Origin of the sequence: Tateyamaria algicola, assembly GCF_047715485.1 — a bacterium.
Classification (GTDB): Bacteria; Pseudomonadota; Alphaproteobacteria; order Rhodobacterales; family Rhodobacteraceae; genus Tateyamaria.
This window is the reverse complement of the sequence record NZ_CP180422.1, coordinates 4,038,857-4,065,669: the sequence shown is the minus strand read 5'-3', so window position 1 is coordinate 4,065,669 and position 26,813 is coordinate 4,038,857. Positions and strand designations below refer to the sequence as shown.

29 protein-coding genes, 1 tRNA gene and 1 pseudogene are annotated in these 26,813 nt (G+C 52.9%); 6 read left to right on the top strand and 25 right to left on the bottom strand.

From position 1 onward, the window contains the following. The 3 genes from ACMHLQ_RS22540 to ACMHLQ_RS22530 all read right to left on the bottom strand — a co-directional run bounded on the left by ACMHLQ_RS22540 (nt 1) and on the right by ACMHLQ_RS22530 (nt 2,500). Nucleotides 1–708: a 50S ribosomal protein L21 gene (locus ACMHLQ_RS22540; protein WP_415402902.1), complete on the bottom strand. Its 708-nt coding sequence runs from the start codon at nt 706–708 to the stop codon at nt 1–3. 190 nt (nt 709–898) lie between these two features. Next, nucleotides 899–1,672 (bottom strand): DUF2059 domain-containing protein, encoded by a 774-nt coding sequence (locus tag ACMHLQ_RS22535; protein WP_415402901.1) that lies wholly within the window; start codon nt 1,670–1,672, stop codon nt 899–901. Beyond that, entirely contained in the window at nt 1,673–2,500 is an 828-nt protein-coding gene (locus ACMHLQ_RS22530; RefSeq protein ID WP_415402900.1) for a DUF2059 domain-containing protein, read from the bottom strand. It abuts the gene before it with no gap. A gap of 172 nt (nt 2,501–2,672) precedes the next feature. Between ACMHLQ_RS22530 and ACMHLQ_RS22525 the strand changes: the two genes are divergently transcribed. Together ACMHLQ_RS22525 and ACMHLQ_RS22520 are read left to right on the top strand one after the other, a co-directional pair. Next, a tRNA-Ser gene (locus tag ACMHLQ_RS22525) sits at nt 2,673–2,762 on the top strand. Between the two features lie 151 nt (nt 2,763–2,913). After that, on the top strand, nt 2,914–4,182 hold the full coding sequence (locus tag ACMHLQ_RS22520) for a tyrosine-type recombinase/integrase (protein ID WP_415402899.1): 1,269 nt from the start codon (nt 2,914–2,916) through the stop codon (nt 4,180–4,182). A gap of 281 nt (nt 4,183–4,463) precedes the next feature. Here the strand turns inward: ACMHLQ_RS22520 and ACMHLQ_RS22515 are convergent, their stop codons facing one another. Continuing rightward, complete coding sequence (locus ACMHLQ_RS22515; RefSeq protein WP_415402898.1) at nt 4,464–5,078, bottom strand: hypothetical protein; 615 nt, start codon at nt 5,076–5,078, stop codon at nt 4,464–4,466. Further along, on the bottom strand, nt 5,071–5,367 hold the full coding sequence (locus ACMHLQ_RS22510) for a PadR family transcriptional regulator (RefSeq protein WP_415402897.1): 297 nt from the start codon (nt 5,365–5,367) through the stop codon (nt 5,071–5,073). Before ACMHLQ_RS22510 ends, ACMHLQ_RS22515 begins: the two co-directional genes overlap by 8 nt. Before the next feature lie 306 nt (nt 5,368–5,673). Here ACMHLQ_RS22510 and ACMHLQ_RS22505 point away from each other — a divergent pair, with 306 nt between their 5' ends. Then, a complete protein-coding gene (locus ACMHLQ_RS22505; protein WP_415402896.1) occupies nt 5,674–6,423 on the top strand; it encodes an HNH endonuclease in 750 nt (249 codons plus the stop codon). Between the two features lie 101 nt (nt 6,424–6,524). On the opposite strand, the gene ACMHLQ_RS22500 is transcribed toward ACMHLQ_RS22505, so the two are convergent. From ACMHLQ_RS22500 to ACMHLQ_RS22435, 14 genes are all read right to left on the bottom strand, one after another. Then, nucleotides 6,525–6,698: a hypothetical protein gene (locus ACMHLQ_RS22500; RefSeq protein WP_415402895.1), complete on the bottom strand. Its 174-nt coding sequence runs from the start codon at nt 6,696–6,698 to the stop codon at nt 6,525–6,527. A gap of 697 nt (nt 6,699–7,395) precedes the next feature. Continuing rightward, the gene (locus tag ACMHLQ_RS22495; RefSeq protein WP_415402894.1) at nt 7,396–9,786 is read right to left on the bottom strand and encodes a phage tail tape measure protein; all 2,391 of its coding nucleotides are present in this window, start codon (nt 9,784–9,786) and stop codon (nt 7,396–7,398) included. Nucleotides 9,787–9,797: 11 nt separating this feature from the next. Then, a complete protein-coding gene (locus tag ACMHLQ_RS22490) occupies nt 9,798–11,450 on the bottom strand; it encodes a terminase large subunit (protein WP_415402892.1) in 1,653 nt (550 codons plus the stop codon). Between the two features lie 3 nt (nt 11,451–11,453). Then, on the bottom strand, nt 11,454–11,882 hold the full coding sequence (locus ACMHLQ_RS22485) for a phage terminase small subunit P27 family (protein WP_415402891.1): 429 nt from the start codon (nt 11,880–11,882) through the stop codon (nt 11,454–11,456). Then, nucleotides 11,879–12,121: a head-tail adaptor protein gene (locus ACMHLQ_RS22480; protein WP_415402890.1), complete on the bottom strand. Its 243-nt coding sequence runs from the start codon at nt 12,119–12,121 to the stop codon at nt 11,879–11,881. Before ACMHLQ_RS22480 ends, ACMHLQ_RS22485 begins: the two co-directional genes overlap by 4 nt. A 79-nt stretch (nt 12,122–12,200) precedes the next feature. Further along, entirely contained in the window at nt 12,201–12,620 is a 420-nt protein-coding gene (gene gp17 / locus ACMHLQ_RS22475; protein WP_415402889.1) for a tail completion protein gp17, read from the bottom strand. Continuing rightward, nucleotides 12,617–13,039, bottom strand: a complete 423-nt coding sequence (locus tag ACMHLQ_RS22470; RefSeq protein WP_415402888.1) for an HK97-gp10 family putative phage morphogenesis protein — start codon at nt 13,037–13,039, stop codon at nt 12,617–12,619. The genes gp17 and ACMHLQ_RS22470 overlap by 4 nt, the downstream gene beginning before the upstream one ends. Beyond that, on the bottom strand, nt 13,029–13,322 hold the full coding sequence (locus ACMHLQ_RS22465) for a head-tail connector protein (protein WP_415402887.1): 294 nt from the start codon (nt 13,320–13,322) through the stop codon (nt 13,029–13,031). The genes ACMHLQ_RS22470 and ACMHLQ_RS22465 overlap by 11 nt, the downstream gene beginning before the upstream one ends. Before the next feature lie 62 nt (nt 13,323–13,384). Then, on the bottom strand, nt 13,385–13,909 hold the full coding sequence (locus ACMHLQ_RS22460) for a hypothetical protein (protein ID WP_415402886.1): 525 nt from the start codon (nt 13,907–13,909) through the stop codon (nt 13,385–13,387). Further along, a complete protein-coding gene (locus ACMHLQ_RS22455) occupies nt 13,906–14,064 on the bottom strand; it encodes an HNH endonuclease (RefSeq protein ID WP_415405336.1) in 159 nt (52 codons plus the stop codon). Before ACMHLQ_RS22455 ends, ACMHLQ_RS22460 begins: the two co-directional genes overlap by 4 nt. 176 nt (nt 14,065–14,240) lie before the next feature. After that, nucleotides 14,241–14,855, bottom strand: coding sequence for a hypothetical protein (locus ACMHLQ_RS22450; RefSeq protein WP_415402885.1), 615 nt, complete (start codon nt 14,853–14,855; stop codon nt 14,241–14,243). 1 nt (nt 14,856) lies between these two features. Continuing rightward, on the bottom strand, nt 14,857–16,443 hold the full coding sequence (locus ACMHLQ_RS22445) for a phage major capsid protein (protein WP_415402884.1): 1,587 nt from the start codon (nt 16,441–16,443) through the stop codon (nt 14,857–14,859). Further along, on the bottom strand, nt 16,427–16,765 hold the full coding sequence (locus ACMHLQ_RS22440) for a gene transfer agent family protein (protein ID WP_415402883.1): 339 nt from the start codon (nt 16,763–16,765) through the stop codon (nt 16,427–16,429). Before ACMHLQ_RS22440 ends, ACMHLQ_RS22445 begins: the two co-directional genes overlap by 17 nt. Further along, nucleotides 16,765–18,009, bottom strand: a complete 1,245-nt coding sequence (locus ACMHLQ_RS22435) for a phage portal protein (protein WP_415402882.1) — start codon at nt 18,007–18,009, stop codon at nt 16,765–16,767. Before ACMHLQ_RS22435 ends, ACMHLQ_RS22440 begins: the two co-directional genes overlap by 1 nt. Before the next feature lie 179 nt (nt 18,010–18,188). Between ACMHLQ_RS22435 and ACMHLQ_RS22430 the strand changes: the two genes are divergently transcribed. Next, a complete protein-coding gene (locus ACMHLQ_RS22430; RefSeq protein WP_415402881.1) occupies nt 18,189–19,796 on the top strand; it encodes an RNA-directed DNA polymerase in 1,608 nt (535 codons plus the stop codon). A gap of 240 nt (nt 19,797–20,036) precedes the next feature. Here the strand turns inward: ACMHLQ_RS22430 and ACMHLQ_RS22425 are convergent, their stop codons facing one another. The 5 genes from ACMHLQ_RS22425 to ACMHLQ_RS22405 all read right to left on the bottom strand — a co-directional run bounded on the left by ACMHLQ_RS22425 (nt 20,037) and on the right by ACMHLQ_RS22405 (nt 23,922). Then, nucleotides 20,037–21,068: a tyrosine-type recombinase/integrase gene (locus ACMHLQ_RS22425; RefSeq protein WP_415402880.1), complete on the bottom strand. Its 1,032-nt coding sequence runs from the start codon at nt 21,066–21,068 to the stop codon at nt 20,037–20,039. A gap of 94 nt (nt 21,069–21,162) precedes the next feature. Then, the gene (locus tag ACMHLQ_RS22420; protein ID WP_415402879.1) at nt 21,163–21,657 is read right to left on the bottom strand and encodes a helix-turn-helix domain-containing protein; all 495 of its coding nucleotides are present in this window, start codon (nt 21,655–21,657) and stop codon (nt 21,163–21,165) included. A gap of 9 nt (nt 21,658–21,666) precedes the next feature. Beyond that, nucleotides 21,667–21,879 carry a helix-turn-helix domain-containing protein gene (locus tag ACMHLQ_RS22415; protein ID WP_415402878.1) on the bottom strand — a complete coding sequence of 71 codons (213 nt, stop codon included), beginning with the start codon at nt 21,877–21,879 and terminating at the stop codon, nt 21,667–21,669. 84 nt (nt 21,880–21,963) lie between these two features. Next, nucleotides 21,964–22,779, bottom strand: a complete 816-nt coding sequence (locus ACMHLQ_RS22410) for a hypothetical protein (RefSeq protein ID WP_415402877.1) — start codon at nt 22,777–22,779, stop codon at nt 21,964–21,966. Beyond that, nucleotides 22,780–23,922 carry a hypothetical protein gene (locus ACMHLQ_RS22405; protein WP_415402876.1) on the bottom strand — a complete coding sequence of 381 codons (1,143 nt, stop codon included), beginning with the start codon at nt 23,920–23,922 and terminating at the stop codon, nt 22,780–22,782. A 396-nt stretch (nt 23,923–24,318) separates the two neighbouring features. Between ACMHLQ_RS22405 and ACMHLQ_RS22400 the strand changes: the two genes are divergently transcribed. Both ACMHLQ_RS22400 and ACMHLQ_RS22395 read left to right on the top strand, forming a co-directional pair. Next, entirely contained in the window at nt 24,319–25,005 is a 687-nt protein-coding gene (locus ACMHLQ_RS22400) for a hypothetical protein (RefSeq protein WP_415402875.1), read from the top strand. 480 nt (nt 25,006–25,485) lie between these two features. Next, nucleotides 25,486–26,070 carry a hypothetical protein gene (locus ACMHLQ_RS22395; RefSeq protein WP_415402874.1) on the top strand — a complete coding sequence of 195 codons (585 nt, stop codon included), beginning with the start codon at nt 25,486–25,488 and terminating at the stop codon, nt 26,068–26,070. A 302-nt stretch (nt 26,071–26,372) separates the two neighbouring features. Here ACMHLQ_RS22395 and ACMHLQ_RS22390 read toward each other — a convergent pair. Further along, nucleotides 26,373–26,720, bottom strand: a pseudogene (locus tag ACMHLQ_RS22390) (transposase); the annotation flags it as partial. Nucleotides 26,721–26,813: the final 93 nt, after the last annotated feature.

The window sequence follows — 26,813 nt, the reverse complement described above, 5'->3', positions numbered from 1 at the left end:
TTAGCCTTTTGTCTTTTCCTGGGCCTGAGCGATCCAGCCTTCACGCTCGATCCGGCCTTTGAAAGACAGTTTCTCGTCCATATCAGCTACGTCCTCGGGGGTCCATGCCGCGATTTGCGCGAACGTGGTCACACCGTTGGCGTGCAGCTTCTTCTCAAGTGCGGGACCAACACCCGACAGCTCCTTGAGGTCATCCGCGCCGGCGTCGGCAGCGGCGGCCTTCTTGGGTGCGGCTTTCTTGGCTTCGGCCTTGGGTGCATCTGCCTTGGCAGCAGGCGCGGCAGCCTTGGGTGCCTTGGCTTTCTTCGCGGCAGGCTTGGCCGCTTCGGTCGCAGCGGCGGCAAAGCCGAAGCCCGCGCCGTTTTCAGCCGCCATGATGCCGGAGGCCGCAGCGCCCGATGCCAGGATGTCTGTCACACGCACCAGCGTCAGTTGCTGGCGGTGGCCCTTGGTGCGCTTGGAAGAGTGCTTCCGGCGACGCTTGACGAAGTTGATCGTCTTGGGGCCTTTGATCTGTTCGATGACTTCGGCTTGGACGCCTGCATCTGCCACAACGGGCGAACCGACAACGGGGGCGTCGCCACCGATCATCAGAACTTCGTTGAATTGGACTTTGTCACCTGCATTTGCGGCCAGTTTTTCAACGCGGAGCGTGTCGCCCGATTGAACCTTGTACTGTTTGCCGCCGGTTTTCATAACCGCGAACATAGCGTTCATTCCTTTGTCTACCGCGTCCTGTGGCCCCGGGTTCCCGGTGTTTGTGGCCCCTGATCCGGGGTCCGCCTCGAACAGCGCGCCTGTCTTGCAGGCGTCATTTAAACGAAACCGGCCAGCGGAGTGCTGGCCAGAGATGCGGGCTTATGTGCACATCACCCGCGCAAGTCAAGCGCTATCGGGCTCACAACTCGCTTTGCGGCATCATGCGCCCCGCCGCCTGCCCAAGGGCATAGGACAAGGTTGTATAGCTTTGGCCAAATGCCGCGAACAGCGCGTCATCGACAGCCACGCCGACCTCGGTTTCCCAAAAGGCCGTGTAGATCGCTATGTCATCCGCGCTGAGCGCCGACTGGATCACAGCGTAATACCCACGCAGCCAGCTTTCGGTTTCTTCGGCAATGCCGGGGCGCAGGGCCTCGACATCGGGCGCATCAGCATGACCAGAGGCCAGGATCAGCCCGTCAAAAAACGCTGTGCGCGCCTCTACGGCCACATCGGTGTTGCGGTCGATCAGATCGCGGGCCGCCAGGAAATCGGTCACGGATGCGCCTTGAGCCGACGGGGCCGCCTTGGCTGCTGCCTCGACCTGCGGGTCGATAATGGCCTGCCGCGCCTTTACCTCCAGATCGATGATCTTGCGCCCAAGGTCACTTTCGAAAAACAGCAGGGCTTGCGCTGCCATGTCCGGATCCATCACCTCGGTCATGGTCGCGCGAATCTCGGCCTCCATCCGCGCAGGGTCATAGAGGCGGCGCACAGTCTCGGCCCAGACATCCCCGCCCTGCCCGTCGAGAAACCCATCATCAATGGATTGCCCGGCTTGTTCGCCCTCTGCCGAAAAGGCCTGGATCAGCGCGGGCACACCAAGCGCGTCGACCAACCGATCTGCATCGTCATTCGCCAGCGCGGCGTGTACGGAAAAGAAGAAGGTCAGACAGACCGCGATCAGGCGCATCTAAAGTTCCTGACTGGGTTGCAGGTTCTGCATCGCGAGCGCCAATGCTTCGAAACGGTTGGCCATGATCTCGTATTGCACCGCGTTCATAAGGTCATAGACCTTGCGCATCTTCGGGTGTTCCAGCGCTTCGGCATAGGCCAGCACTTCGGCATCTGAAAAGGATTGGTAGGTATAGGCCGCCCCGGTCAGCGCGCCCGCCTCGATGTCGGCCTTCATCTCTTCTTCGTCGCCCGACAACAGGTTGCGCAGGGCCGGTTCGTCCAACTGCATCTCGATCACACCGGCGGCAGAGGCGGCCATCAGGAACCGCACCTGCACCTCCTGAATGGCGCGCACGGCGGTGCCTGCACTGTCAGAGGCCTTGTTCATGCGGCGGATATACTCGAGGCGTGGGCTATCAAACCGCTCAAGCCCCGCCACGATCGCTTCGCCGCTTTCCGATTTCAGCGCATCCTCTTCGGACATGTGCGATGCATTTTCGGCCACGACCAGCCGTTGCCCCAGATCAGAGGCGTAAAAGTCAGCCGCGTGTGTCAGCATGTCGTCGTCCAACGTGCGCTCGAGGATATCGAGGGCCATGTCGTGCATCTTGTCCGTGGCAAACACGTCTTCGGTCAGGCGCGTCCACTCCGTGCCGAAGTCCTGCGCTTGCAGGCCCAGCATCTCGGGCGCGGAACTGGCGGACAGTCGGATGCTTTCCAGGGCGACGTCAAACCCCGTCACTTCGAGGAAGTCCTGCAATTTTGCCCGATCCGCCGCCAGCACGAGGCCGGGCAACGCCAGACAAAAAACAAAGCTCGTTATACAAAGACGAAGAGCGCGCATGCCGTTCCTTTCAACACGACCCGTTTGATCCACGGGCCCATTTCATGTGGTCACCCCAAGGGTATGCAAATTGCCGCGCGCGTCCATCAAATTTCCCGTGTGCGCAAGATATGGCGAAATGTGCCTTGCCCTTGGCGGCCCTTGCCTCTAATTGGGCGCACCAGACCCCCGCGGAGAGGTGCCGGAGTGGTCGAACGGGGCGGTCTCGAAAACCGTTGTGGGTGCAAGCCCACCCAGGGTTCGAATCCCTGTCTCTCCGCCAAAAAACTGCGTCGCCAGAAGCATTTTTCAATTGAAAACAATATGTTGAGTTGATTCCGCAAGCCAGGACGCATCTTTTCAGCCGTTTTTGCTATACATTTCGCTGTACAAGTTGCTATACAAACGGGTCTCAATCCGGAGGTGGAAGCGGCGTGTCGATCAAGAAGCGTGGTAAAAAGTTCTCGCTCTACAAGCGCGTCCCGAAACGATACGCAGGGGTTGAACCTCGCAAGTTTGTTTGGTGCGCGCTAGGCACCGACAGTGAGAGTGAGGCACAAGACAAGGCGCCTCTCGTTTGGTCGCAAATGTTGGACGGATGGGAAGCCAAACTGAAAGGTGACACCACGGACGCGAACCAGCGCTTCGACGCAGCGAGAGAGTTAGCAGCTGCGCGTGGGTTTAGGTACATGCCTGTCAGCCGCTTGGCTGATGATCCAAAGCAAATTGTCGAACGTGTGGCTGCGATAGGCGGCCCCGAGGATGCGCCTGATCTGTTAGAGGCCGAAGCTTTGCTCGGTGGCGCAGAACCGCCAGCGCTGAAAGTCTCCGAGTGTTTAGACCTGTATTGGCAGCTTGCGCGTGATCGCATTCAAGGCAAGTCCGAAGACCAGATACGCAGATGGAAGAACCCACGCATCCGCGCAGTGAACAATTTCATCTCGGTGTGCGGTGACAAGCCGATAAGCAAAATCACCCCAGATGACATGCTGGATTATCGGCAATGGTGGCTTGAAAAGATCGAACAAGATGATTTGGCGAACACATCAGCAAACAAAGACTTCACACATCTAGGCGATGTGCTGAAGACTGTGAACATGATGAAGCGTCTGGGGCTGGTACTACCGCTCACTGGCCTCGCATTCAAGGAAAGTGAAGCTAAGCAACGTCCTTCGTTTTCCGATTCGTGGATCAAAGAAAAGATCATGGTCGAAGGCGCACTGGACGGCTTGAACGATCAAGCTGCGGCTATCGTGCTTGTGATGGTTAATACAGGTGCACGACCGAGCGAACTTGCCGCCCTGACTGCTGGCTGTATCCACTTGGACGCGGAGGTGCCGCACATCTCGATTGAAGCTGTAGGACGGCAGCTGAAGAGTTCGAATGCAAAGCGTGTGATCCCGCTTTGTGGTGTGTCACTGGAAGCGATGAAAAAGTTCCCATATGGCTTTGAACGCTATCGCGGTAGTTCGGCAGGGCTGAGCGCGGTCGTGAACAAGTATCTGCGAAACAATGGTCTACTAGAGACAGTCGGTCATTCGCTTTATGGGCTGCGGCACTCGTTCGAAGATCGACAGCTGGCCGCAGGTGTAGACGAGCGCATCCGCCGCGATTTGATGGGACATTCATTGAACCGTGAACGCTACGGCAAAGGTGCTAGCTTGGCGCACCTGCAGGGCATCGTTCAAGCGACAGCATTGTAACATTGTAACTGTCTGCAATAGCTTTGGCCTTCGCTATGGCGTCATCTTGAGCGGTCATTAGCTCGATTTCTTTCTGGATACGCACGAACAATGGAACGTAGACGGGGTTTGCCACCACAAGGGCGGCAAGCCTGCGCTCTGTGCGTCTAAGCGTTTCCAAATCATACGACATGAATACGCTATAGAAAGTTTTTCTCGGGGGAACTCCCGCTATGCTAGAAGTTGACTTTTTGGTTGGTAAGCTATTGATTTACTTAAAAAGAAAGTTTCTGAGTGATCGGTCAGGGTATCAACTTCCAGATATTCACTACTTTTTTCAACACAGTGGCTGAGAGGTAGCAAGCCACTGTCAGCAGCAGGCTCAAGCGACCGCGCATGGCGATAAACTGTGCTTTTCTTGTGCGTTGTTCATTTAACGCCTGAAAGTACTCTTCATGGATGTCGGAAATCGCCTGTGAGAAAACTTCGTCAAACGCTTTTTTGGAAAAGACGAACTTTAAAACTGTTCGAAGACTGGTGGCGGGCGGCATGCTTACAGTGGAACGGTGCAACCATAGCCCCCGGATCAGATTGGTTCGCTGTTTATCAGACAACACGCCTGAATACCCGAAAAACCGATTAATGTTTGTTTTCCGCACGGCTGTCTTGTGGCCCGAAGCAGTATCGACAAATTCGATGGTATCGGAGCTTGTTTCATCACTGCCGTCTCTTATGGCAAGCTCTCGAGCAATTTCCATTGCTAAGATGGGCACAGCCTTAGATGTTCCTTCGGTCGTTGTCTCCGAAACGGTTTCCGTCGAATGTACTTTTCTGCCTGGATAAGGCATGGTTTCAAGCGGAATCTTCTGCCAACCTTTCAGCCGCTCACTTATTTGCGCTAAATCCCGCTTACGCATGCCCGAGATCACCCATCTGGTTTAGTGCCATGTCTGTCGCACGTAGAACGGCAGAACCTTCACCGCTAATTTTGTAGACGCGCTTGGGCATTCCTGGGTCCGTAGGATTCTTCTCTTGCCGCGACTTCACATAACCCTTCTCGGCCATACGTTGCAGCGTTACGTAAATCGTGCCGCGCTTAAGTGCACCGTCACTGGCTTTAACCATCTCAAGGCCAAACATCTCAGAACCGGAACGCAACAGGTCCAGGATCACATATTCTTTCTGCGAAAGGCTTGGGAAGCTCATCGGGTTTCCAGCGTTGTTTAATCTTGAGTCTTACAGCGTGTAAGACTCATTTGCAACCGTGTTGGATTAACACATGTTTAACCAAGCTTAAGGTATCGATTTCTTATGATCTGGGCATTTGAAACCGAACACGTACATGGCACAAACTCACTAGGCATGGTGAGAGCATACGCCGTCGAAGACGCTCTAACCGCAATACAAACCGCAGACGCGAACCTGTACCCATTGCCTGATGATACCGTCTGGCCTGGTGGCGAACAGCATGTATGGTTCGAACGAGTGACAACCGACTGAGTGATCCAGTTAATGGCCAAAAAGAGCAAGCGGAATCCACCTTGGAGCCGTGACGAACATATCCTTGCGCTAGACTACTACCTCCAAAACCGTAGCGATTACTTCGACCCACAGAGTGATGGTGTTCAACAACTTACGCGCAACATCCATGCACTTGCGCTATTGCTTGGCGTTTCTGGATCGGAAACGTTTCGAAACCCTGCTGGCGTGTCCATGAAGCTTCTGAATTTCAGGGCACACGATCCTGATTGGCCGAGCAAAGGCCTGGATCGAGGCAACAAGCTAGAAGCCATTTTGTGGAGCGAGTTTGCAGATCAACCTGACAAGCTAACGACGACCGCAAAGTTGATCATGGCCGCAATCGGATTCGACATGCCTGTTTCGTCACAGGACGATGACGAACCCGAGGCAAAAGAAGGTCGCCTACTTACAAGGCTTCATCGCTACCGTGAGCGCGACCGCAGTATAGTGACTAGAAAGAAAAGGCAGTATCGCGAAAAGCATGGCAACCTAGCGTGTGAGGCTTGTGGTTTCGACTACGCGAAAGTCTATGGCGAGCGCGGCGCAGACTTCATCGAGTGCCATCACACAAAGCCGATTTCAGAGATGGAACCCGGTGAAACCACTAAGTTGCGCGATCTGGTTTTGTTGTGCGCTAACTGCCACCGTATGGTCCATGCAGCGCGCCCCTGGTGGACTTTTTCTGAACTTAAATCTGCCGTGGCAGTAAAACACCGCACCCAGAGAAACTCGCAATGGTGAATTGAGAAGTCTGGGCGCGGCTCTACCGCCTTGCTGTGCAGTGGTATTTATATACCCCATACAGGATGTGATTGTCTAGTCCGATGTGGTACTTAATTGACTTATTTTGGTGCCGAAAGATGCTTTTCTCGAAGACGTAAAAGCGCCCTATCCACCGCGTCAAAACGATCTGCCAAAAGTTTCAAATTTGCGGCTTCGATGCGGCTCAAACTAAGCCGTGACAACTCACTGTATTTACGATCCAAAGCTTCGCGCGCATGATCTGTTTCTCTCATTTTTTCTCCTAAAATTAGTAACTTATGATGATTTTTGTATAATGAATATGTATCCTTTCCAGAGAGACTTCCCCCCTGTAGGTAAAAACCAATCACACGACACAACGGTCCCATTAGTTCTTACCTACAGGGGGATTTCATTTCTTTCCGTCGAAGTGGTGAACCGAACCTCAGTTGTCAGCTGAGCTAGGCGGTATCCATTGTCCTAGCGATATTCGATGATCCCTGGCCTTTCAGCCAATACGGTTACAATCCGAAGATTGAGCAACGCAGGCAACTTTCCTCCAATTACCTTACGTTAGACGGGTGACACTCCTAGGCCAGAGCCGTCTTCTTTCTGGATGCTATGAGTAGCAACCCCTACGATCCGTCCGATATTTCTACCGGGTGTGGCCGCAAGCGATCCAACTTGCATCCCACCGACTGGATGACTCCTCGCGCCGTCAAGTGTCCGGCTTTCTGAGGGTTCTTTAGCAAGGTCGGTGACGTGGCTAGAACGATATGACACTATCAATTCTAGTGTGCGGTTGTAGGCGACCGTCATAGAAAGTATCGGGTCAAGCCTCACGGCTGCTTAGGCTGATGCTCGCTAACAAGTAGCACATAAAGCTTACTTTATTTATTCTTGTCTGTCAAATCGAACTGACGGCGTAAAATATTGGTATCGTTAGAATAATGTCTAACGAAGCCCTAACCTTTACCTTCTAGTCCCAGCTCGATTGAGCATATTTCCAGGACGCATCTGTGCGGTAATTTCTTGGACAACAACACCGCGCATAGTCGCCTCCATTTGCCTACCCATGTGCTTAGCCAGATCAGCGTTTTGCTCCGGCGTCCCTGCCGATCCATTCACCGTCACAGGTGCATTGATCGTGATCGCCTGCGATGCTTCACCAGAACCGCTAGAAGACGTGTTAGGTGCGCTTGAGACGTTCGCAGCACGTCCGACTAGGCCACCGTCTGCGTAGCCTCTCTGGGCACTCCTGTGTAGTTGGTCGAGTGTACCAACACCGATGGCAGATGTTGCGGCTTTCGACATGACGTACTCACCTTTGTGGACGATTCCGGCGGGTTCATATTTACCGCCACGTCCAGTGAAACCACCGTTTGCGAAACCACCACCTAGCAATGTGAGAAAACTACCAAAGACAGAACCACCGGCACCGGATGCACTTTCAAGCAAGCGTTTTTTCAAGCTCAGTTTCAGAATTTGAAGGATTAGCTGTCCGACCGCTTGCTCTGCGGTCAAAGCACCTGTCGCCATTTGTTCGAAGACATTGGCGATGCTGTTGGCACCCTGCGCGGATGCTTCCTGAACCTCTTGGATACGTTCTGCCGCCAGATCAGCCGAGTTAGCTGCCTTAACATATTCAGTTGCAAGCTGTTCGATCTGTGCGCGCAGTGCCGGTGTATCTGCTACACCGCTGCGCTGTGCTGCGCTTAGAAGCTCGGCCCGCGTCCTAGCGTATTCCAGTGCGTCACCGTGTTCGATGCGCTTGCCAGCGACTTCCGCAAGTGCTTGTGCCTCAAGATTGAGTGCAGCGGTTTCCTCTGCGATAGACTGCAATTCGCGGTCATAGTCGCTTTGCGATCTACTACCACCGGAAGAACCACCACCCGTAGGTTTGTCTGGAAAGCCAAAAGATGCGTCAACACCCGGCAATTGCGGTCTAAGCGATGTTGTTGGTCCGGTCGGTGGCACAACACGTGCTGGCGGATTAAGCTGATTACCGCGTGGATCACCGGCGTCTGGATTAACTGCGCTTGGATCAGCAGTACCGTCTGGATTGGCACCTGGAAGTGACGCGCGTAGTTCTCTGGCACGTGCGATTGCTGCATTCATTATCGTGACGAAACCGCCAAGTGCGGATGTCACGTTGCCAAATTGAACACCGTCAATCGCTGATACTTCGGCGAGCGCAGTCTGAGCCTGTGTGGCGAGTTCTTGGATGCGTTTCTCGAAGGTTTCGGCGCTGATAGAACCGTCATTCAGATCACCGACCAGTGTGTTTATCTCGGTCGCGATCCGGTTCATTTCACCGGAAGCATCTGTCTCACCAAACATCGCCAGTGTGGATGCAGATTGAAACAGCGGTCCGGTAAGTTGATCCGCAGCTTCTGCAAGTCTGTGGTATTCGCTGACGATGCTCTCAACCGTGTTCTTATGTTGATCCAGCGCACCTTGATCCGTGGATAATTCGACGGTCGTGCCTTCACCCAGCAAGCTCTCTGCGCGCTCTACCGTAGTGGTGAGGTCTTCCAGATCAGTGCGCAGTGTCACCAGCTTTACGGATGCGTCTGCAATACCAACCGCCAGTGCTTTCCCGAAATTCGACATTCTTGTGGTGAGCGCTGCAAACTTGCGGTCAAGCTCTTCGGCCTTGCGGATCACCTCTGCATCCAGAACAGCACCAGCATCACGCGCGGCCTGTCTGGTTTCGCGCAGTGCGTCCGCGCCTTTGTCGATCAGTGCAGTGAATTGTTCTGCCGCCGTACCACCAAAGATTTCATCCGAGATGCGGATACGCGCTGCGTCGTCCAAGTCCTGCATTTTCTCGATGATGTCTTCGAACAGTTTATCCGGCTGTTTCAAACCTTCGGCAAGCTGCGTTGCGGTGAAACCAAGTCTTGCGAAAGCCTCCGCAGCGGGTCCACCACCGGTTACGACAAATTCGTCCGCACGTAAGCTAAGCTCTTTCAGACCGTCCACCATCGCATCTACGTCGATGCGATTTTGATCCGAGACATACCGCAATTCTTGAAATGCCTCGATGTCCAAGCCTGCCGTTTTGGCTGCATCACCGATACGCGCGACCTCACCGACAACACGTCTGATACGTCCGGTCGCGGTACTGACAGCACCAACCGAGATACCAGCTAACAGTGCGGGTCCAAGTTTGCCAAAGCTGGCCGCGATGTTGTAACCAGCACGTCCGTAGGTAGCGGTTAGACGATTGGCACTTTGCTTTGCTCTACGTTCCATCTGAGTAGCAGCTTGACGCTGTTTCTTGTTGGCACGTGCCAAACCCTTCTCAAGTTTGTCGATACGTGCCTCAACTGGAACTATAAGTCCTTGTAATTCATTCATTTTGTAATCTCCTAAAATACGAAAATTTCTGCATCTTCCCCGGAATATTGGGAACGATTTGTCTCACCTTGGCTGGCTCTGTGAACGGCCATCGCAGCGGCAACCGCGCCGTCAATCCGGTCGGTCTTTTTGCCTTTGTGCATTCTGACCAAACCCGATGTTTCATTGCGTGACGCAACCACACAATCGAAATGATGCCGCAGTACCGGATGACCATCGTGTCGGATGAACTTACCGTTCACGGCCTTTTCAAGATCACCGATTGCGACACTCATAGACAGCGGTGCTTGTCTGAATTCGACTACTGGCAATCCCTCGTCATACAAGGTTTGCATCATCTTGCGCGCCAAGTAGGGGTCGAAAGCGATTTCTTGTACGTCATGTGTGGCGCAGTGTTCACGTATGTGATCCTCTACAAAATCAGGATCAATAATCGGTCCCGGTGTAGCAATGACGTGCCTTTGATCGCGCCACAATTCATAAGGAACACCGTCTGTCTCTGCGCGCTCTTGAATACCATCACCAGGAATAAAGAAGGTCGGTTTGATGGTGATCTGTCCATCATCATGCAACCACGCAGCCACGACGCATGACGTGTCACCGTTCACCGATAGATCGACACCTAACCAGCACGGAAAGTCTTCCAGTGTTTCTGGATCATCATCGAATTTGCGGCTGTCATAGGTCTGCATACTGAATAGCGGATCACGACTGTTGGCCTGCCAGATATTCAGATTGAATTGCAGAAAGGCGTACTTGTCAGAAGGTCTATGCTCGGCCTCTTTCGCGAGTGTGCGCAGACCGTTCAAGCTCGGAAAACCGTGCTGCAAACCGGGGTTTACACGATGCCAAAGTTCCTCGTCCTGCCAGTGGTCGGTAGCAGCCGCACCGAACAGAATTGGCAGATATGCGGGGTTCTGTATCTCGCCTTTAGCGACCTCTGTAGCGTAGTTGAATTGCTCACCCGATAGTGTCTCTGCGCCGCGTCCGGCGGTTGTCGCAATTATTGTTAAGCTGTCATCGACCTTACTGGAGCCGGAACTTAGCGCTTCCCATAGGTCGCGTCCTTTCCACACGTGTAGCTCGTCAATCAGTGTGAAGTTGGGCGTCATACCGTGCGCAGCTTTACCGTCGCTAGAGATGGCCCGCAGCGTTACGTTATCTTGCTTGAATACGATCTGTTTGGCGCTGTTGAATGCGTCGTAAATCTTGGTTGCTTTCACCAAGCGCTTGTCTTCGCGGATGATGTTTGCGGCCTCTGTGAATCCGATTGACGCTTGTTCTCGGTCGGCGGCTGCAAAGATGACTTGACCGCTCGGAACACGCTCTGGACCGATGGTATGCAGTAGTGCAAGTGCAGCGGCTAAACTGGTCTTTCTGTTACCACGGGGGACCAGCAGAAAGACGTTCTGTACGATCCTGCGACCGTCGTCATGTCGCGGACCGTAGATGCGTCTGACAATGCGTTCCTGAAACGGATGTAGCTGAAAAGCTTTGCCATCGGCTGTGCTGTTAGGATGTCTAAGAAGTCTAAGAAACTTTACCGCGCGCTCACCACAACCCAGCGGATCGGGAATTACCGAACCGTCATATATCCATTCTGGATAGCTTGAGCCTTCGGAAACGGATTCCGAGTCTGGGATTATGATGCTTGAGCCATCCACTGATCACCGAACCGCCAACGGATTGTCGCTGTCGTCATCGTCTTCTGTAAGCTCGGCCATTCTTGCGCGACTAACCGGTGTAAGACCGTATTCACTCGCTAGTGAGCGTGCTGTCATGGTCGCGCGGTTCACGACACCGAATAGTTTCTGATACTCAACGGACTTGCCGTCATCCTCGTCTTTTACTGTTTTCGCCAGCGCTTTGTGCATGAGAATTCTGGTCTTGCGGATGGTGGATATCATCTCGCAATAGAGTTCTAGTCCGGTCAGATCGATCTTTGTGGCAATCTTGTTTTTGACCAGATACGGCATGACGCGCTTCCATTCTTCCTTGGCAAACTGGTCGAGATGCGAAGGTGCAACGGGTGCGCGTGTGAGTGCGTTTTCGTCTGGTTTCGGAATGAATTTTCTACCTTGTCCAGAAGCGTTCATTGTACCAACACCCCGCGCAATTCCTGCCCGTGTCTGCGGCCAAGTTCTGTGATCTGTTCGAGGTCATAGTCTGCGCCGTCCAGTGTGATCCGATCAGCGGTTTTCAGATCATCCAAGAACCGAATGCGCAGTGTGATGTCGCCTGCGGCTGCGTTGCCGAAACCTGCCAATTCCTCTGCTACGGTTTGCACAACTTTCTCGGCGCGCACCGTTTGAATTGGCGTCCATGTCTTGGTCACTCGACCACTCGGACTAACCGTCTCAGATGGCCGCGTGATAGTGATTTGTCGGTCTAGTTTACCGCTTCTAATTTTCATTTTATGGCCTCCACATAATGACAGCTTCAACGGTTCCAACACCGTGACGATAAGCTTTGTCGGGATCTGGATCGCGCATGTAGCGAAAGTCTGGACGCACCCATTCTTGGATCATCAACGTTGATCCCTCTGGCATGTCCCAAAGTGCATTCGTCAAAGCGGCACCGATATGCGTTGCGGTGTTTGCAGCTTGGTCCAAGCACCAAATGTGCAGGTCGAGATACACGCGTGTAAGAAGCTGTCCGCCAGCAGTTCGACCGAGATTGACGGTCTGTGGATCAGACATGATCACACATGGAAACGTAGGCGGAATACTTGAGCCGCTGCGAATGCTTTCCGCATCAATCAGACCAGTAACACCCGGATCACTGATCAATGTACCTCGAATTGTGGTTTGAAGGGTCTCTACCGGATCAATCATTTTGGACCTCCAACAACATTGCGGATGGCCTTACCGATAGCGCGACTTATGCGACGTAGTGCCTTTGGCTTCGCTAGACGTTCTGCCGGTCGCATGAATGGCTGTGCCGCCGATTTGACCGTTCCAAACTCCACCATATGACCGGTGCGAACATCCTCATTTCCAATTGTCACTAAGGCTTGGTTTGTCTGTGCCGTGCGCTTTCCGCCACCGACCGCATAAGCTGGTGTTGTCTGTCCTGGTGGTGTGACTGTGATCGAAGCTTTAAGATCACCTTCTTTTACCGGAACGAGTAGACGCATGGTGTCCGCGACTTCTTCGGCACCTTTGATCAAAGCTGGCTCAAGCTGTTCCACAATCTCCGGCGGAATGGCTTTAAGCTGTTTTTGCAGACGTAGTGATTGAGCGTTAAGCGACATGACCCACCACGCTTTCTCTGTAGCTCTGCAAAAGAGCGTGAACACCGAAGGGAACCGGTGCTGTCGTCATACCGAAAGATGCAGCCTCGCGTTGTTCGTACCAGTAAGCCGCAAGCATAAGTGCCACTTCGACATGGATAGGCTCGTTCACGTCGAAGGCTGAGCCAATGTTTCGGGTGATCCAGCTCTCGGCAACGGACAGCTTTTGCGTCAACAAAGCGTCGTCCAGATCGTGTTGAATATTCAGTTGGTTTTTAAGCTGCGTTAGCGATGTCTGTGCCATTGTTGATTGCCTCTAAAGTGTTCTTTTCAAATATTAATTATTCAAATCTCTTGTGCGTTTGTTCACGCGCCGGTCTCTAAACTGTCTACAAAGTCCAGACGTACCCGGCCCTTGCTGTCATCTGTGCTTTTGCTAGCTGCGATTTTTGTTTTTGAAGTCAGGTAACCGTTTGTGAACACCTGTTCCAAAGGCAGATTCTTTTTAAGTCTGTTTCTGATACTGGTCTCTTTGACACCGGTAACGTCTGACCATTCTGCGACGGTGTGTGTCTTGCCGTTGTATGTGATCGGCGTGGCTTCGCGGCCAGCACCGGATTTTGCTTTAGACTTAGCAAGTTCTTCCGCTGATGGTGCTTCTGCGATTTTTGCTTGTGCTTTCTCTATGACCGCATCGTCATCGTAGCCAGCTAATGTGCAGATTACTTCAAGATCGAGATTTGGTCTTGCGAATAGATTACGTGCGCGTTCGATTGCTCTTAGCTTGTGTACTTCTGATAGTCCTGTGCCTCCGGCACCTTCGGTAGCGTCAACGATTGCTCTGTGAAGAACCGCGCACCATAATGCTCTTTCGCTTTGGTCAATTTTCATTGTTTGCGCTCCAATCTCTGTTTGAATTTGGAGTGACAGGTGATGCAGAGCGGTTGCCAGTTGGTGCGATCCCAGAACAGATTTGTATCGCCTTTGTGCGGTGTGATGTGATCCACCAGCGTAGCGCGTTGTCCGCATCCGCAGTGTGTGTGCATCTGTAGAAATTGCTTCGATGCTTTGCGCCATTGATGCGTGTAGCCGCGTTGGTGTGCGGTTGGTCTATTGCGGTCGTGACGTGCTTTGCGCTGTTGATTGTTACGCTTCTGACATGCGCACAGTTCACCGGCAGGAACGACAGTGTTGCAGCATGTTCTTAGTCTCGGGAACGTCGTCATGTGACACTCCCCAAACCGCGTAGAGATGCTAGTCCAGCGCGATCAAAGTCAGGATCAAGACCAGCTTCAATGTTGGCTTGGCGTTGTTCCTCTGACAGTTCGTTGTCGTCGTTTGTGCCGTGTGTGGATTGAAGCTGATCGAAGTAACCTTCGATGGCGAGTAGCAGGTCTGGTAGTGTCGAATTCCAGACAGTTTCGGGTGTCCAGTGCAGCCAACCAGTAGCCATCTTGAACAGGTCTTTGTGAAGGTCGGACCAAGCTACGGGTTTGCTGTTCGTTTTCTTTTTCGGTGTGTCACTGTCTGTATCGTCACCAAAGCTCATAAGACGCGACATCAGCGTCACCAGTGGCTCTAGAGTGATTTCCTGCACTCTGCGCAGTGAAACAGGGCCAAGCGACTGTATGAAGCTCTCTGCGTCTCTGGTGCTTGATGCAGATGCGCGGATGATTGCGTAGACTGTTCCGAGTTTGAAATTGGATAGATCAGATAGGACGGCGACAAAACCGCCGTCCCTTTGTTCGAGAATGACCGCAGCGCGCAAAGAAGGGATCAGCCGCACGATGTTTCCACCGTGCGTCAGGATCACGTCATATGCGGGCTGCGCGTTCATATTAGGCTGCGATTTTCAGCTTAATGAAACGATCCGGGTGGGTCAGATCACCACCAACGCGCTTACGTGCGTGGAAGCGTACCTGTCCCGCTGTCGCAAGGCTGTAAGGGTCACGCAGCGTTGTCAGACCGATACGATCTACAATGCGATAACCGCTCATGTCACCGAACAAGATCGGGAATTTGCCTGCTCCGATATCGTCCATATCTGGCATTTCAACAACCGGACGACCTAGCAGCGTAGAAGGTGCGGCTTCGCTGATCGGATCAATGACCATGAAACGACCTGTCGTATCGGCCAGTTGACGAATTGCCGACAGCGTGTTGCGGTTCATCATCCACACACCGTTTTGTGCGTACACACTTGCGATTTTGTGGAATGTTGCGATCAGAGTGTCCGCAGCACTTACACCAAGTGTCGAAGCATGACCGGACTTGATTTCAGCGATACCGTTACCGGCAGCCATAATGCCTTTTGGCATAATTGTGCCGTCACCGCTGATGAATGCTTGCCCTTCTTTCTTTGCAAAACTTTCTGCGAAGTCTTGCAGCAATTCACCTTCCAGACCGTAAGCGTTGTCTTCTAGCAGTTTGTTGGAAACGTCGGTGAAAGTTGCCAGTTCATGCACCGGCAGTTTGACCTGTTCAAACTCCATACCCGAACCAGTGCGAGTTGCAGTTTCAGCCGTCCAAGTTGCGGATGTTCCGCTTACACGGCGCGGATAAACAATCTCAGAGGCCGAGGTATTGATAACGCGCGCATACTGTCTGATCGGACTAAACTCGTTCAGCAGTTTGATAAGCTCGTTACCGTTTTCTTCGGGTACAAGGTATCCACCGTCTGCATCTGTACCTACCGTCAGTGCTTTGACTTCATCCGCATCCATGCGCTCGACGCCACGACGCAGGAAGTTACCGAAAGCTTTTTGTTCAAGCTCTTTGTCCTTGTTTTGAACAACGTGAACTCCTTGCGGACGGGCCGCCTTAGCTTCCAGTTGGTCGAGACGCTTTTGGACTGCATCAAACGCTTTGGTATCGGCATCGGGTGCGTCATTGGCCGGTGTTAGTTGTGCGATCTGTTCAGCGATCAGGGCTTCGATTTCTTCTTTTTCCATTTTAGATATTTCCTTCTTTTCAATGGGTTCTGTGCCACCAGCTTTGAGTGATGTGATTTGCGCGTCCGGGTGGCACGGAACCGCGACAATTGAGATTTCCAAAAGGTTTGCTTGGGTAATGGTGCGGCCCTTCGGGTTCCGCTTGCTGTCTTTGGTTTCGAAACCGATGGACAGACCGTTCACGGCCTTGGATTTGATAAGCGCGTGAACCTCTTTGGCTTTGGGAATGTCATCGACCAGCAATTGGCCTTTGACTTCCACGCCTGCGCCCGTGTCTGTAATTTCAGACCAGACACCAATGACTTCGGACTGATCATGGCTCCAAAGCATCGGCAGTTGATTGGGCGCAGACAGTGCGCCCTTTGTCATCACGTCACCAACACGATCCGGGATACCCCAAGGCCATGCTAGTCCGGTGATTTCGCCTGTATCTTTGACCTGCAGGTCAGCTTTGATTTCAAGAAATTGGGTCACTATCCACCTCTTCTTTTTGTTCTTGTTCAGGTCCGTTGAAACGCGCATCCAGGATGTCCAAAGCCAGCGGTAGAAGCTCCGCTATTGGACGGTTGGTTGCGTAGGTTGTCGTGAGTGCCTTGGCTTGCTCGGGTGATGTTCCACCGCCGATCAGTCCAAGACGGATAATCTCGGTTAAGTCTCTGAGCGCGAAAGCTGTGTTGATCATCCGAAGATAAAGCGCACCGATCCCCATTTCGGTTTTGCGCTCTACCTCCAGAATCATGTCATCGGTCAGTGCGAATGTGTAATCCGCATCGCCGAAGAACTTGGTGACATCCATTACGCGGCCTCCTCTTGATCAGAGTTGGCCGGATCAGCGTTTTCGTTGTTTGCTGGCGGTGTGGTGTTTGAAGTCGTGAACGGGTTCGAGAGTTCGTTGCCGTCTTCGCGTGGTGGAAGATTGAGATTTTCGCGAACGTCATTCGCTGTCATCACACCCGCAGCGCGATACTGACTAAACGCGGTCGCTTTGGCTGCGTGATCTGCCGAAAGGAGATTATCGACGTCAAAACTTACGGACAGTTCGTCGCGCTCCTGATCAGTCAGTAGACAACGCGCATAACCCCATTCCCATGTTTCGATCCAAGGCTTCAAAGTGAGCGTCAAAAATTGGCGCATCATCTGTTCGGTGTTCGACCATGTGCCGCGTGTCAGTTCGAATATGAGTGTCGGTGGAACCCGGAACACGCGCGCGATTTCACGTATCTGTTCGAGGCGGTTTTCCGCAAACTGCGTATCCACCATCGTCATTGCGATCTGGTTGTAGCTCATACCCTCGTCTAGAAGCGCAGTTGCACCAGCATTCTTGCCGCCGTGTGTTGCGAACCATGAAGCTGCCAATTTCTTCTTGGTTTCTACGTCCAACACCTTCGTAGATGTAATGACACCGCTTGGGCGGCCACCGTTGCTGAAAACACCGCTCATGTGGTTTTCGAATTGCATCGCGAGGCCGATAGCTTCGCGACCAAGCGTGATTGGTGATACGGCTCCGAACGCTTCAACACGCAACACGTCCGCATATGACATACGGACTTGGCCTGCGCCTTCTGGTGTGACGAGGTAGTAGGGTGTTCCGTCAAGTTCTAGACAGTGCTGGCAGCGACCGTGTTCAAGTCGATGTAGCTCAATCGGATCACCGTTGGCGTTGCGGATCACCAGCGCGTGTCCTGCACCGTGCATAAGCGCATCCAGTGTCAGTTGTTCGCGTAGTTGTGCCGCAGATGTCCAAGGGTTCGCTTCGCGATGGATCAGCTTGTGAGCCGGATGATCTGCAAGGATGTCTTTGTTCTCTGCGTCGTGCAGCTTCGCGGGAAGACCACCCATCGTTTCTGAGATTAGACCGACCGCACACGCAACCGCAGGAACTTTAAGTGCGGAGTTCGGTGATACTTGAATGCCGGACGACGTGGGGATGGCACCAAAGAGCGAAAGGGCCTCACTGTCTGTCAGTGTGACTGATTTGGAGTCCTGTTGAAGTTGCCTCGGCCTAAAGCCGAGGGCTTTTTTGATTTGAAAAAGAGCCATGAAATACACATCTTGAAATTATATATGTTGCATTTATATCACACTTTTTCAGAATGCGCAAAGAGAGCGCCAATGGTGTTGATAGATCGGTACTTTACACGCCCGTTTCATTCAGTGGTCATTGTCGTCGCCAAATGCTATCGCTGCATTACGGGTAAGAAAGTGCAGTGAGATTTTGAGTGCCAAATTTTCAAGAAATTGCTGCTGCAGTTAATCAAGCCATTGATCATGTGATTGAGCATGGCTTGGACGACATAGCCAAGCCACCAATCTTTATGCGCTCAATCGAGCATCAAGTCATCGAGGCCAATGCCGAAAGTTTTCGAACGGAAGCGTATCGAACAACGCTCAGTTTTCTGCGTACACGGAACCTAACAAACTCGCCAATCGGCAACCCTTACTACTACATGGTTCCAAAGGACGAACACACTCTGCGCCGCGTCGCGTGGATAGACCCATTTGACGTGGTGAAGTATCTTTCGGTGGCATTGCTGCTCGCGCCTCAAATCGAGACCCAGCGGCCGTCGAAACAGGATAACGTCGTTCATTCGCATCGACGGCCAGACACCCCAGGCACAGTCTTTGATGGAGACTTCGGTTACGACTCCTTTAGGCAAGCGTCTGGCGAACTCTCCCGCGCACGAATCGGCGAATGGAAGGTAGTAACCGACATTTCCAATTTCTTTGACCGAATTGGAAACCACCCTCTTGAGAACCATCTTGGGGACTGTGGCTGCGATAGAGAGATTGCTGACCTTGCACGCGAAATACTCTTTCAGTGGTCTGGGGATAGACGCAGTTTCGGTGTGCCAGTTGGATCAGATGCAAGCCGAATTCTTTCAGAAGCAGCGTTGATCGCAGTTGACCGCGAACTGCAACGAAACAGCGTGACCTATGTACGTTACGTTGACGATTATCGGCTTTTTGCTGAGACCCGTGCGGAAGCATATGACGCGGTAAGGCTGCTTAGCGAACTGCTCGCACAGGAAGGATTGACGCTGAACAATCGCAAGACCAGGATTTTTCAGATTCAATCGATTGCGGAGTTGCCTGATACCACGGCGTTGAACGTGGGCGATGAACACGAACGCATAGACGAAAGCGCTCGCGAACTAGTTCAACGCCGTGTGCAAGTCAGTGGTCGCACGTCAATTTCACGCTTCTATAGATATCCTGGTGCGGAAGCTCTGAGGAGGTTGAGAACGCTTCAGGTCGGAGCTGTAGTTGCGGCTGTTCAAAACACACAGGGTGCGGAGCAAGAAGAGGCGATCAGAACCGCCACAAAGTACTTCGTTTACGTTCGCCAAGATGTAGAAATCCTAGAAGCAGTTTTGCGCGCAAAGATCACATCGGTTTTTTACATTGTTGACGCATTGGTAAAAGACGAGGAACGTATTCATCCCAACGTAAAGGAAATGGTTCGGGACGTTCTTCTGAGTGAGATGGGTGTTGAGAGCTGCCCCTACCCATTTCAGATGCCGCTTATAAGGCTATGCGCTGCAAACGGTTACGAGGACAACACACTCGCGAACGCAGTCATCAATCGTCAACGAAATCTGGACAACCAACACTTCTTTAGGGAGGCGATCCTGCTTGGATTTCAACAGTTGGAACGGCACACCATAAGGCGTCTGGCTATGGAAGTCTTTCCAACGGTATCACCACCGATCCAGCGTGCGATTGCATTTTCTGTCAAAAACTTTAGCCGTATGAACGATCAAGAAAAGCGACCGCTGGTTAGAAACATCGAGCAAATATCAAATGACTGGTTCGTGCGCCGTTTTTGACATCATTTGCGGTGCTTGAACTATAAATTTGCTATACATATCGCTATACAAGTCGCTGTTTTACCGCAGATATAATATCATAAAAACAGCTACTTATCATACCTCCACGCTAAAGCGGACTGACTGTCTCTCCGCCACATCGACTCCGTATGTTCTTGTATTTTTTGAAAATTTTTAGCATAGTCGCAAATCGCTCCCACACTTGTTCCCACGCGCGGAGTGGTGCATTGAGGCCCTGCTTCAATCATCGCTTTCCTCTCGTTCTTGGCCGGTAATCAAGCGGCGCTGTTCTTCGCGGCTGATTTGGCCGTAATGCTTAAGTGTCATCAACACGTCGCTATGGCCAAGGTTCTGCGACGCCGCGACCAACTCCGGAATATTTTTACAGTGACGAGAGATGTGCCGCGAATGCATGTGCCGGAAAGAATGTGGTCCATATGGCTCAAGCCCAGCAGCCTTGAAGGCGGCGTTGACTATTTTGCGGATCGGTACGGTCGTAGACCAGTGGCGACGCTCGAACCCCGTTGCCTTGAAACCCTCGGTTCCCTTCGCTGAAATCGCCGTAGCCGGGAAGAGCGGATCATCCGGACCGTAGAGCGCGACCTCGTCGAGATAAATCATCCACCTCGCCAAAGCCGCCTCGGAAAAGCCTTTGTGGAAAAAGCTGTCAATCGGCTTGCCGAACTTCGTGGCAACTTCGCGCGGGTTCTGTTTCACGCATTTCTCATCAAGATCGACGTGTTTTATGCGCAGTGTAGCAATCGCGGCAACGCGCGGGCCGCACAGGCACAGAAGCGATACCAGGGCTTTGTCGCGCATTTCGCGCGGCGTTGTTTCAGGCATTAGTTCAAGCGCCCGCTTTGCCTGTCTGACGCTAGGAGCTGGAGTTTCCGGAGCGGCGCGCGCTTCGGCCTCGTCGCGCAAAGATAGACGGAAGTACTCTGCATGTTCCAACCTGATGCGTCGGCGGAAGCCGTCTTGCTGAGAAAGCCAGATCGTGAAGTCGCGCAGGGTGGCCATGATTGCGCGCTGCGTAGACTTAGAAAAAGGCTTGCCGTGTGCGGACTTCGCTTGCTCAAGATACGTGCGAAATTGCATAGCCCATTTGATGTGAAACCTCGCGAAGTCTTTGCGCCCGTTCCAAACGTCGAAGCGTTCGAGTGTTGCGATTTCACGGTCCAGTGTCTTTGCTGAACACTGCTTTGCGTGCTTTCTATAATAGAGATAATCTCGTTTGATCCGCTCGTTTTTCTCGTTGCGTCTCTTCGCCACTTTGTGTCCTTTCCTGCGCCATTTTTTGGCGTCAAAAAGCTACGTCATGGATGGGGGCTGAAAGTGGAAGTTCAGGGGGGCAGAGTCCGCAACCTTAATGTCGATTCCGGTGTTTGCGTTTCGCTGCCGGGTTCATACCTGTTTCAGTGCCGCAAACCGCAGACTTTGGCAGCTCCCCTTCCACCTGTTGCAGCAATTCCAGCTTGCCCGTGAGGTTTGGCAGGCATGATTTGGCAATCGGTTTGTTGACCATGTTGCCGCATGCGTCACAGATCGCCTTGAGCGTCATGCGTTTGCCGTTGACCAGTATTTCGGCAAAACCGCCCGCTGCATCGCGCGTATCTCGACAGCCGAGGCAATAGAATTGGTGCAGGGCCGTTTTGTTTTTTCGGGATTTGCGCCTGTTCCGGATGAAGTCCTTCAGATCATCGCCGCGAATGAGGAAAGGCCGCTGGTGCTTCATCACCGGCAAACCTTCCTTGATCCAAGTGCTGATAGTGCGCGCCGAAACGTTGGTCACGTCCACCGCTTCACGGATCGTGTAACAATGCAAAAGCTTGATTGCGTTGATGCGTGCAGACCTAGGCATAACCTGCCCTTACGCTTTCGGGCCGGTTTCATTCCGGGCCAGCCATTCGCGAATGGCGTCCACCCGCACAAGCCGCCGCGTGCCGATCTTAATGCTCGGCAAATCACCTTTGGCTAGCGCCGCATAAAGCGTAGTGCGCCCAATGCCTGCAAGCCGTGCCGCCTCGTCCGGGGAAACTGCAATGGGTGTGTGTTTCGGGTTCGCTTCGTTCAGGTCTGTCATGGTTCAAACTCCATCGTGAGAAGATGGGTGAACCATCGCGGACGTAGGGTGGATCAAAACAGGGCTTAAGTTTTCATCCAGTTTTCATCCGCGTCGAAACTTTAAAACATAAGCTTTTACTGTTGACAGTCTGGGAGGTTGTACGTTCGGGAACCGCGCGATGTATGCGGCACGAACTGCCTCTGCCTCTGCGTTGCGCCCTTTCTCAGCCGAGCCTTGCGTGGCACGTTCGGCCAGTAGCTCATGCAGGTGCTCACGGTGAAGACTTGGCCGCCCGCCGGTTGGCTTGTTGGGCGCGCCCACAGCTTCGGCGACAGTCACATCCTTCCGTAACCGTGACACCCGCAAGTCCAGCTGCACTAGCTGGGCAAGGTTGCGCGTGGCGGCATCCCGATAAGGCAACAGCCCAGCGGCGGTGACGACGAGCGAATAGTCGCGCCGGATTTCAGCGCGCAGGGCTGTGTTTAAGTCGTCCAGATCATCGCTGTTCAAAAGACGCGGATGAAAGTAGGCGACCGCCCGCCCGCCGGGGGTCTCCACTAGTCCGATACGCCATGTGTGCGGCCCGAGTTGTGACGTGCTTCCCAGCTCACAACCAAATGCGACATGTAGTTGTTCAACCAGCCCAACTAGGTTGGGGCGCATGGAAACAAGATCCGCGCGCTCAATGGTAACAAAGCCTAGGTCGGGGCAGTAGTGGCCATATGAACCACCCTCGAAGATGATTTCGGCGTCGTGTGATTCGTCGCAGTTCGCACAAACCACCGATTGCACCATGCCATCGCATTGGAGCAGCCCTGCGTCCAGCAAAGCCCCAAATTGCGCGTCGTTACGATAAGCCCGAGCCCCCACTTTCCCAACCTGCTCGATGATCTCGCTAAGCAACGAAACCGCGTTCAATCAACCATCCTCGACAACTTCAGTTTCAGGCACCGGGAGCGCAATCAGGTTCCATCGCTCCAAAAGGTTCAACACCAATTCGCGGTCCGCCTCTGTCTTGTTTGGGATGGTCGTTGTGTTGGGGGTGCGTAATGTCACGGTCAGCGTCCGGCGGCGCTTTCCATCTTGAGCGGTCAACACAATCCGCAACGTGGCAGAGACGATGCGCCATCCACCAACCTTGATCGGGGAGACTGGCCCGAACCGTCGGTCGAGAAATTGGTATACGGTTTCTTCATCGCCGCGCTTTTCGAAGCGCGCGAAGCCCCCGCCAGTTGAGAAAAAGTCGAGCGAAGACACCTCGACGCGCTCAACACCATCTGCTGGTTCAACAGGAAACTCCGGGTTGGAACGCAGCGTGTCCAACAACACGTCGCGGCGTGGTGCTTCGACGGGTAGCTCTGATCCCGGCGCAAAGTGCCTTGAGAAGGCTCGCGCATATTCATCGCGGACCTTCTTTCCTCCAGCGGCGCATATCTCGACGATCTGTTCGGCTGGATTGCATGCAATGCCCACCTCCAAGACCCGCTGAAACACATGTCGCTCCAAGCCCTCCGACGCCCCAAAGGTCAATTCGATTGCGGCATGGTCTTCGACGTAGATCGTGGCCTGGACGATCTCAGCTTCCTGGCCGGTAATGGGGTGGACACGCACAGCCCGGTACCAATCGGCCTCGCGCTTGCGATGCGCAAGCAGGTTCAGAATCTTTATCGCTGCTCCTACGAAGGCAGCGCGGGCTGCCTCATCCTCCAAGGCCCAAGTCTTTCCATCGTCATCGAACTGGAAAGCAGACCAATGCCTGCCACCGGTGCGCCGATTGAGCGAGGCTTGCACGGCCACCCGCTCAAACGCTTGCGGATGATCCAGCGCCAGCATTAAGAGCACGTCTTGCACGCCTTCAAAGCCTTCCAGATCAATTCCCATCATCGGGCAGACCTGTTCTGCGCTGACCATCACCGCGTCATTCGTCAGGCTGGCCAGATGATCCAGTTCGGCCTTGATACTGTCCTGTTTAACCGCAGGCAGGTTATGCAGCACCTCGATGAGGCTAGAGACAAGCGCCCCGCCCTGCCCCGCTCTGTTCCAATTGAAATCCGCGGGCATCTCGACACCCTTTGCCTCAAGAAATGCTTTCAATCTCCCGCTGGGCGCTTTGCGTAAAAACCCTGTGTATGATGCCGTATATTTCGTGCCTTGGTGTCAATAGATACACCATTTCTATTGTGCGCTAGGGTTTGCTGCAAGATTCCAACACTCAATGCAGACCAATTGATGGCTCGGATCCATTCACCATTGGTGCGCCGTAGGCGGCGTGCGAAGGTCCGCGTTGCGCAGAAAGCGGCCAGTCTGAGCCTATGCAGTTTTTTTGAGGAGTCAATTTTTTGGGGGCTTGGAAAACCGTTGTAGGGGTCTTCATTGGAGGCATACTGTTCGACGTGGCCGATAGCATCGTCTTTATGCTGTGGGCTACTAACTGATCTCAATAGTGGAGAGCTAACCTTGCTGAAATTTGAATGGATGGTTGCGCGAGCGTTGATACTCAGTTTTGTAGTGTGCGTATTCTTGCACGGTGTGTCGCAGGCAGTTGCGATGGAGGAAATTAAATACGATAGCCTTCACCCCGAGGAAAAAGACGAGCTCGTGTTCTCAGTCACCGGCTCCTTTGAGATGGGCGACAGTCTCGGCAAGTTCAAATTCGGCTATTGGCCATTCTCGTCAGTTACCATCAGTCCATTTCCACTATCTCGCGTACATGTTGTGCGAGGCCGTGTACGGGACACCAGTTGGGCAAACGCCTATCTTTTGCGGGTCCTTCCTGCCGACTTTCTCTGGCTAACCAATTTCTCGCTTTCCGGATACAATAAAAAGCTCGGAATGGGAAAGGATCCTATTTTGATATCCTTCGACGAACCTGTGTGCGCCGTCGGTGTACTTTATGCGCAAAGCGGCGTCTTCAACCCACACCAAGTCCATGCTCATCGGAGAAACCGCACTTCGATTCATTTCTATGACGAAGAGGGTTCTGTCATAGCTACGTTTGACCAAAAGCCGGGAAACTTCATGTCAAAAATGGCCTTTCAAAAGGACTTTCGAGATCCATTTGTGTGGGCGGTCGCAATTGACTCTGAAGTTTATTTTGGGATCAAAGAGTTTATTGCGATGCCGTGCACCACTTTATTGGGATAGACCTTTTCCGATGCCAGCGTGGCCCATCGGCTGTTTTGGTGCACGTCCAGCAGAGTGTGTGGCACTGGCAAGAAGTCGTCGGTCGTAATGGCAATCTTATGAACTGCAAGCGGTGAAAACCCGAATCGTCCCAAAGCTCTGCACTGCGTAATCTATCGGGCAGCTCCTGCAACTGCCGCTTTGGGCTGCGCGCTGACTTTGGCGCGGTGCGCGCCTGAGGTCCGCAGAGAGCCCAAAATTTATCTAAGCTGCACGCTGCGGGAACGTCTCTTATCCACCGCTGCAATTTCTGCATCAAAGTGTTTTACCTTCAAGTTCATGAGCTGCCATTCACTAACTTAGACTAACTAGGTGAACAAATGCGACTGATGCCCTTGGACAAAAGCCGTGGTAACGGTATTCTGGTTTAAGTTACCATTGAGCTTCTTCTTGAGTTGTGGAGGATTATTGGAAGTGTCTAGCGATCACGTAGATTTTTTCATGCAGGTTGTAAGCGAACACCTCAACGAGTTGAAGAACAACGTTGAAGATCATGCAATATCTGAAGACGCATTCACCGACACTTTTCGACGCGAAACCCAACATGAGGAACCGTGGTTATCCGGCCCAGACGACCCTGAAGGCCCGGTTTTCCAGTTTCCTGTTTTGCACGATCCAACGGAACAGAGATTTACTATAAGGTCCTATGTACTTGTAGACTTTAAGTCGCTTGCTGGATTTGTGCTCGCGCTTCCCGCAGTTTTCGTGAGTAAGGGTATTGTACTGGTTGCAGGGATACTCGGCCTAATTGTCAACTACTCTTCAGCACCTCGAAAAAGTCTGTCTTTTGCTGAAGGGAGTTATTTTTTGGCGTTGTGGGAATTGCATCTAGAAAATCGAAAACGCCCAGTTTTTGAAGATGATATTCTTACTACAACAAACAAATACTTGCGAAGCCATAATCGTTCTGAAGTCAATCTAACGGATTTGAGAGTAATAACGAACAGACTGAAAACAGCCGGAATTTTGAGCATTGAAGGAGGCTATGTTTCTCCAAAGATGAGTATCAAAACTGCCTACAGCTGATTTAAAGAACATTTTGCCTATAATCTGACACTGCAAATGGGCTTTGCGTCGCCGCCATTGCGGCAAAGGCTCAATTTGTCCGTGCCGCGGCCACCTGTGAGCAACAATCCAATGTCTCCTTTGGGCTGCGACCGACGTTCGCACGATGTGAAGCCAAGGTCAGCATCGAGCCCGACCCGGCCATGCACATTTCTCGCTGCGCGCACTCGCAGCACGAAATTTGCCACAGATGCTCGGCCCTCGATGCTGCGCGGCGGCGGAAGCCGGTGCCATTCGTTTACCGCGCAGCGAGGATTTTCGGGTCATGTCGACAAATGGTGGAGCCACAAACGGATTGATGTGACTTCTAAAAAGCCAAGAAAGCTTTCTGCGGTTTTGTCGTAACGTGTCGCAACGCGACGGGCATTTTTCAGCTTGTTGAAACACCGCTCGACCATGTTGCGAAGCCAGTAGAGCTTGTGATCCACCCCGACCCGAATTGTGCGTGATTGCCGCATCGGGATCTGTGGCAGGATATCGCGCTGGCCAACGGTTTTACGAATGCGATCAGCATCATAGCTGAGATCTGTCAGTAGAACCGCCGGTTCACGCAGATTGTTCGCCATAGGCAAAGAATGCTGGTCCTTTGCCGGCGATTGTGGCGTTCTCAACCTGGAACGCGGCTGGTGGCTGAGCGGGGTCCGTAAAGGCTCCACCCCGCAGGCGGTCCCATCAGGAACACAGGAACGGGGTCCACACCGGCC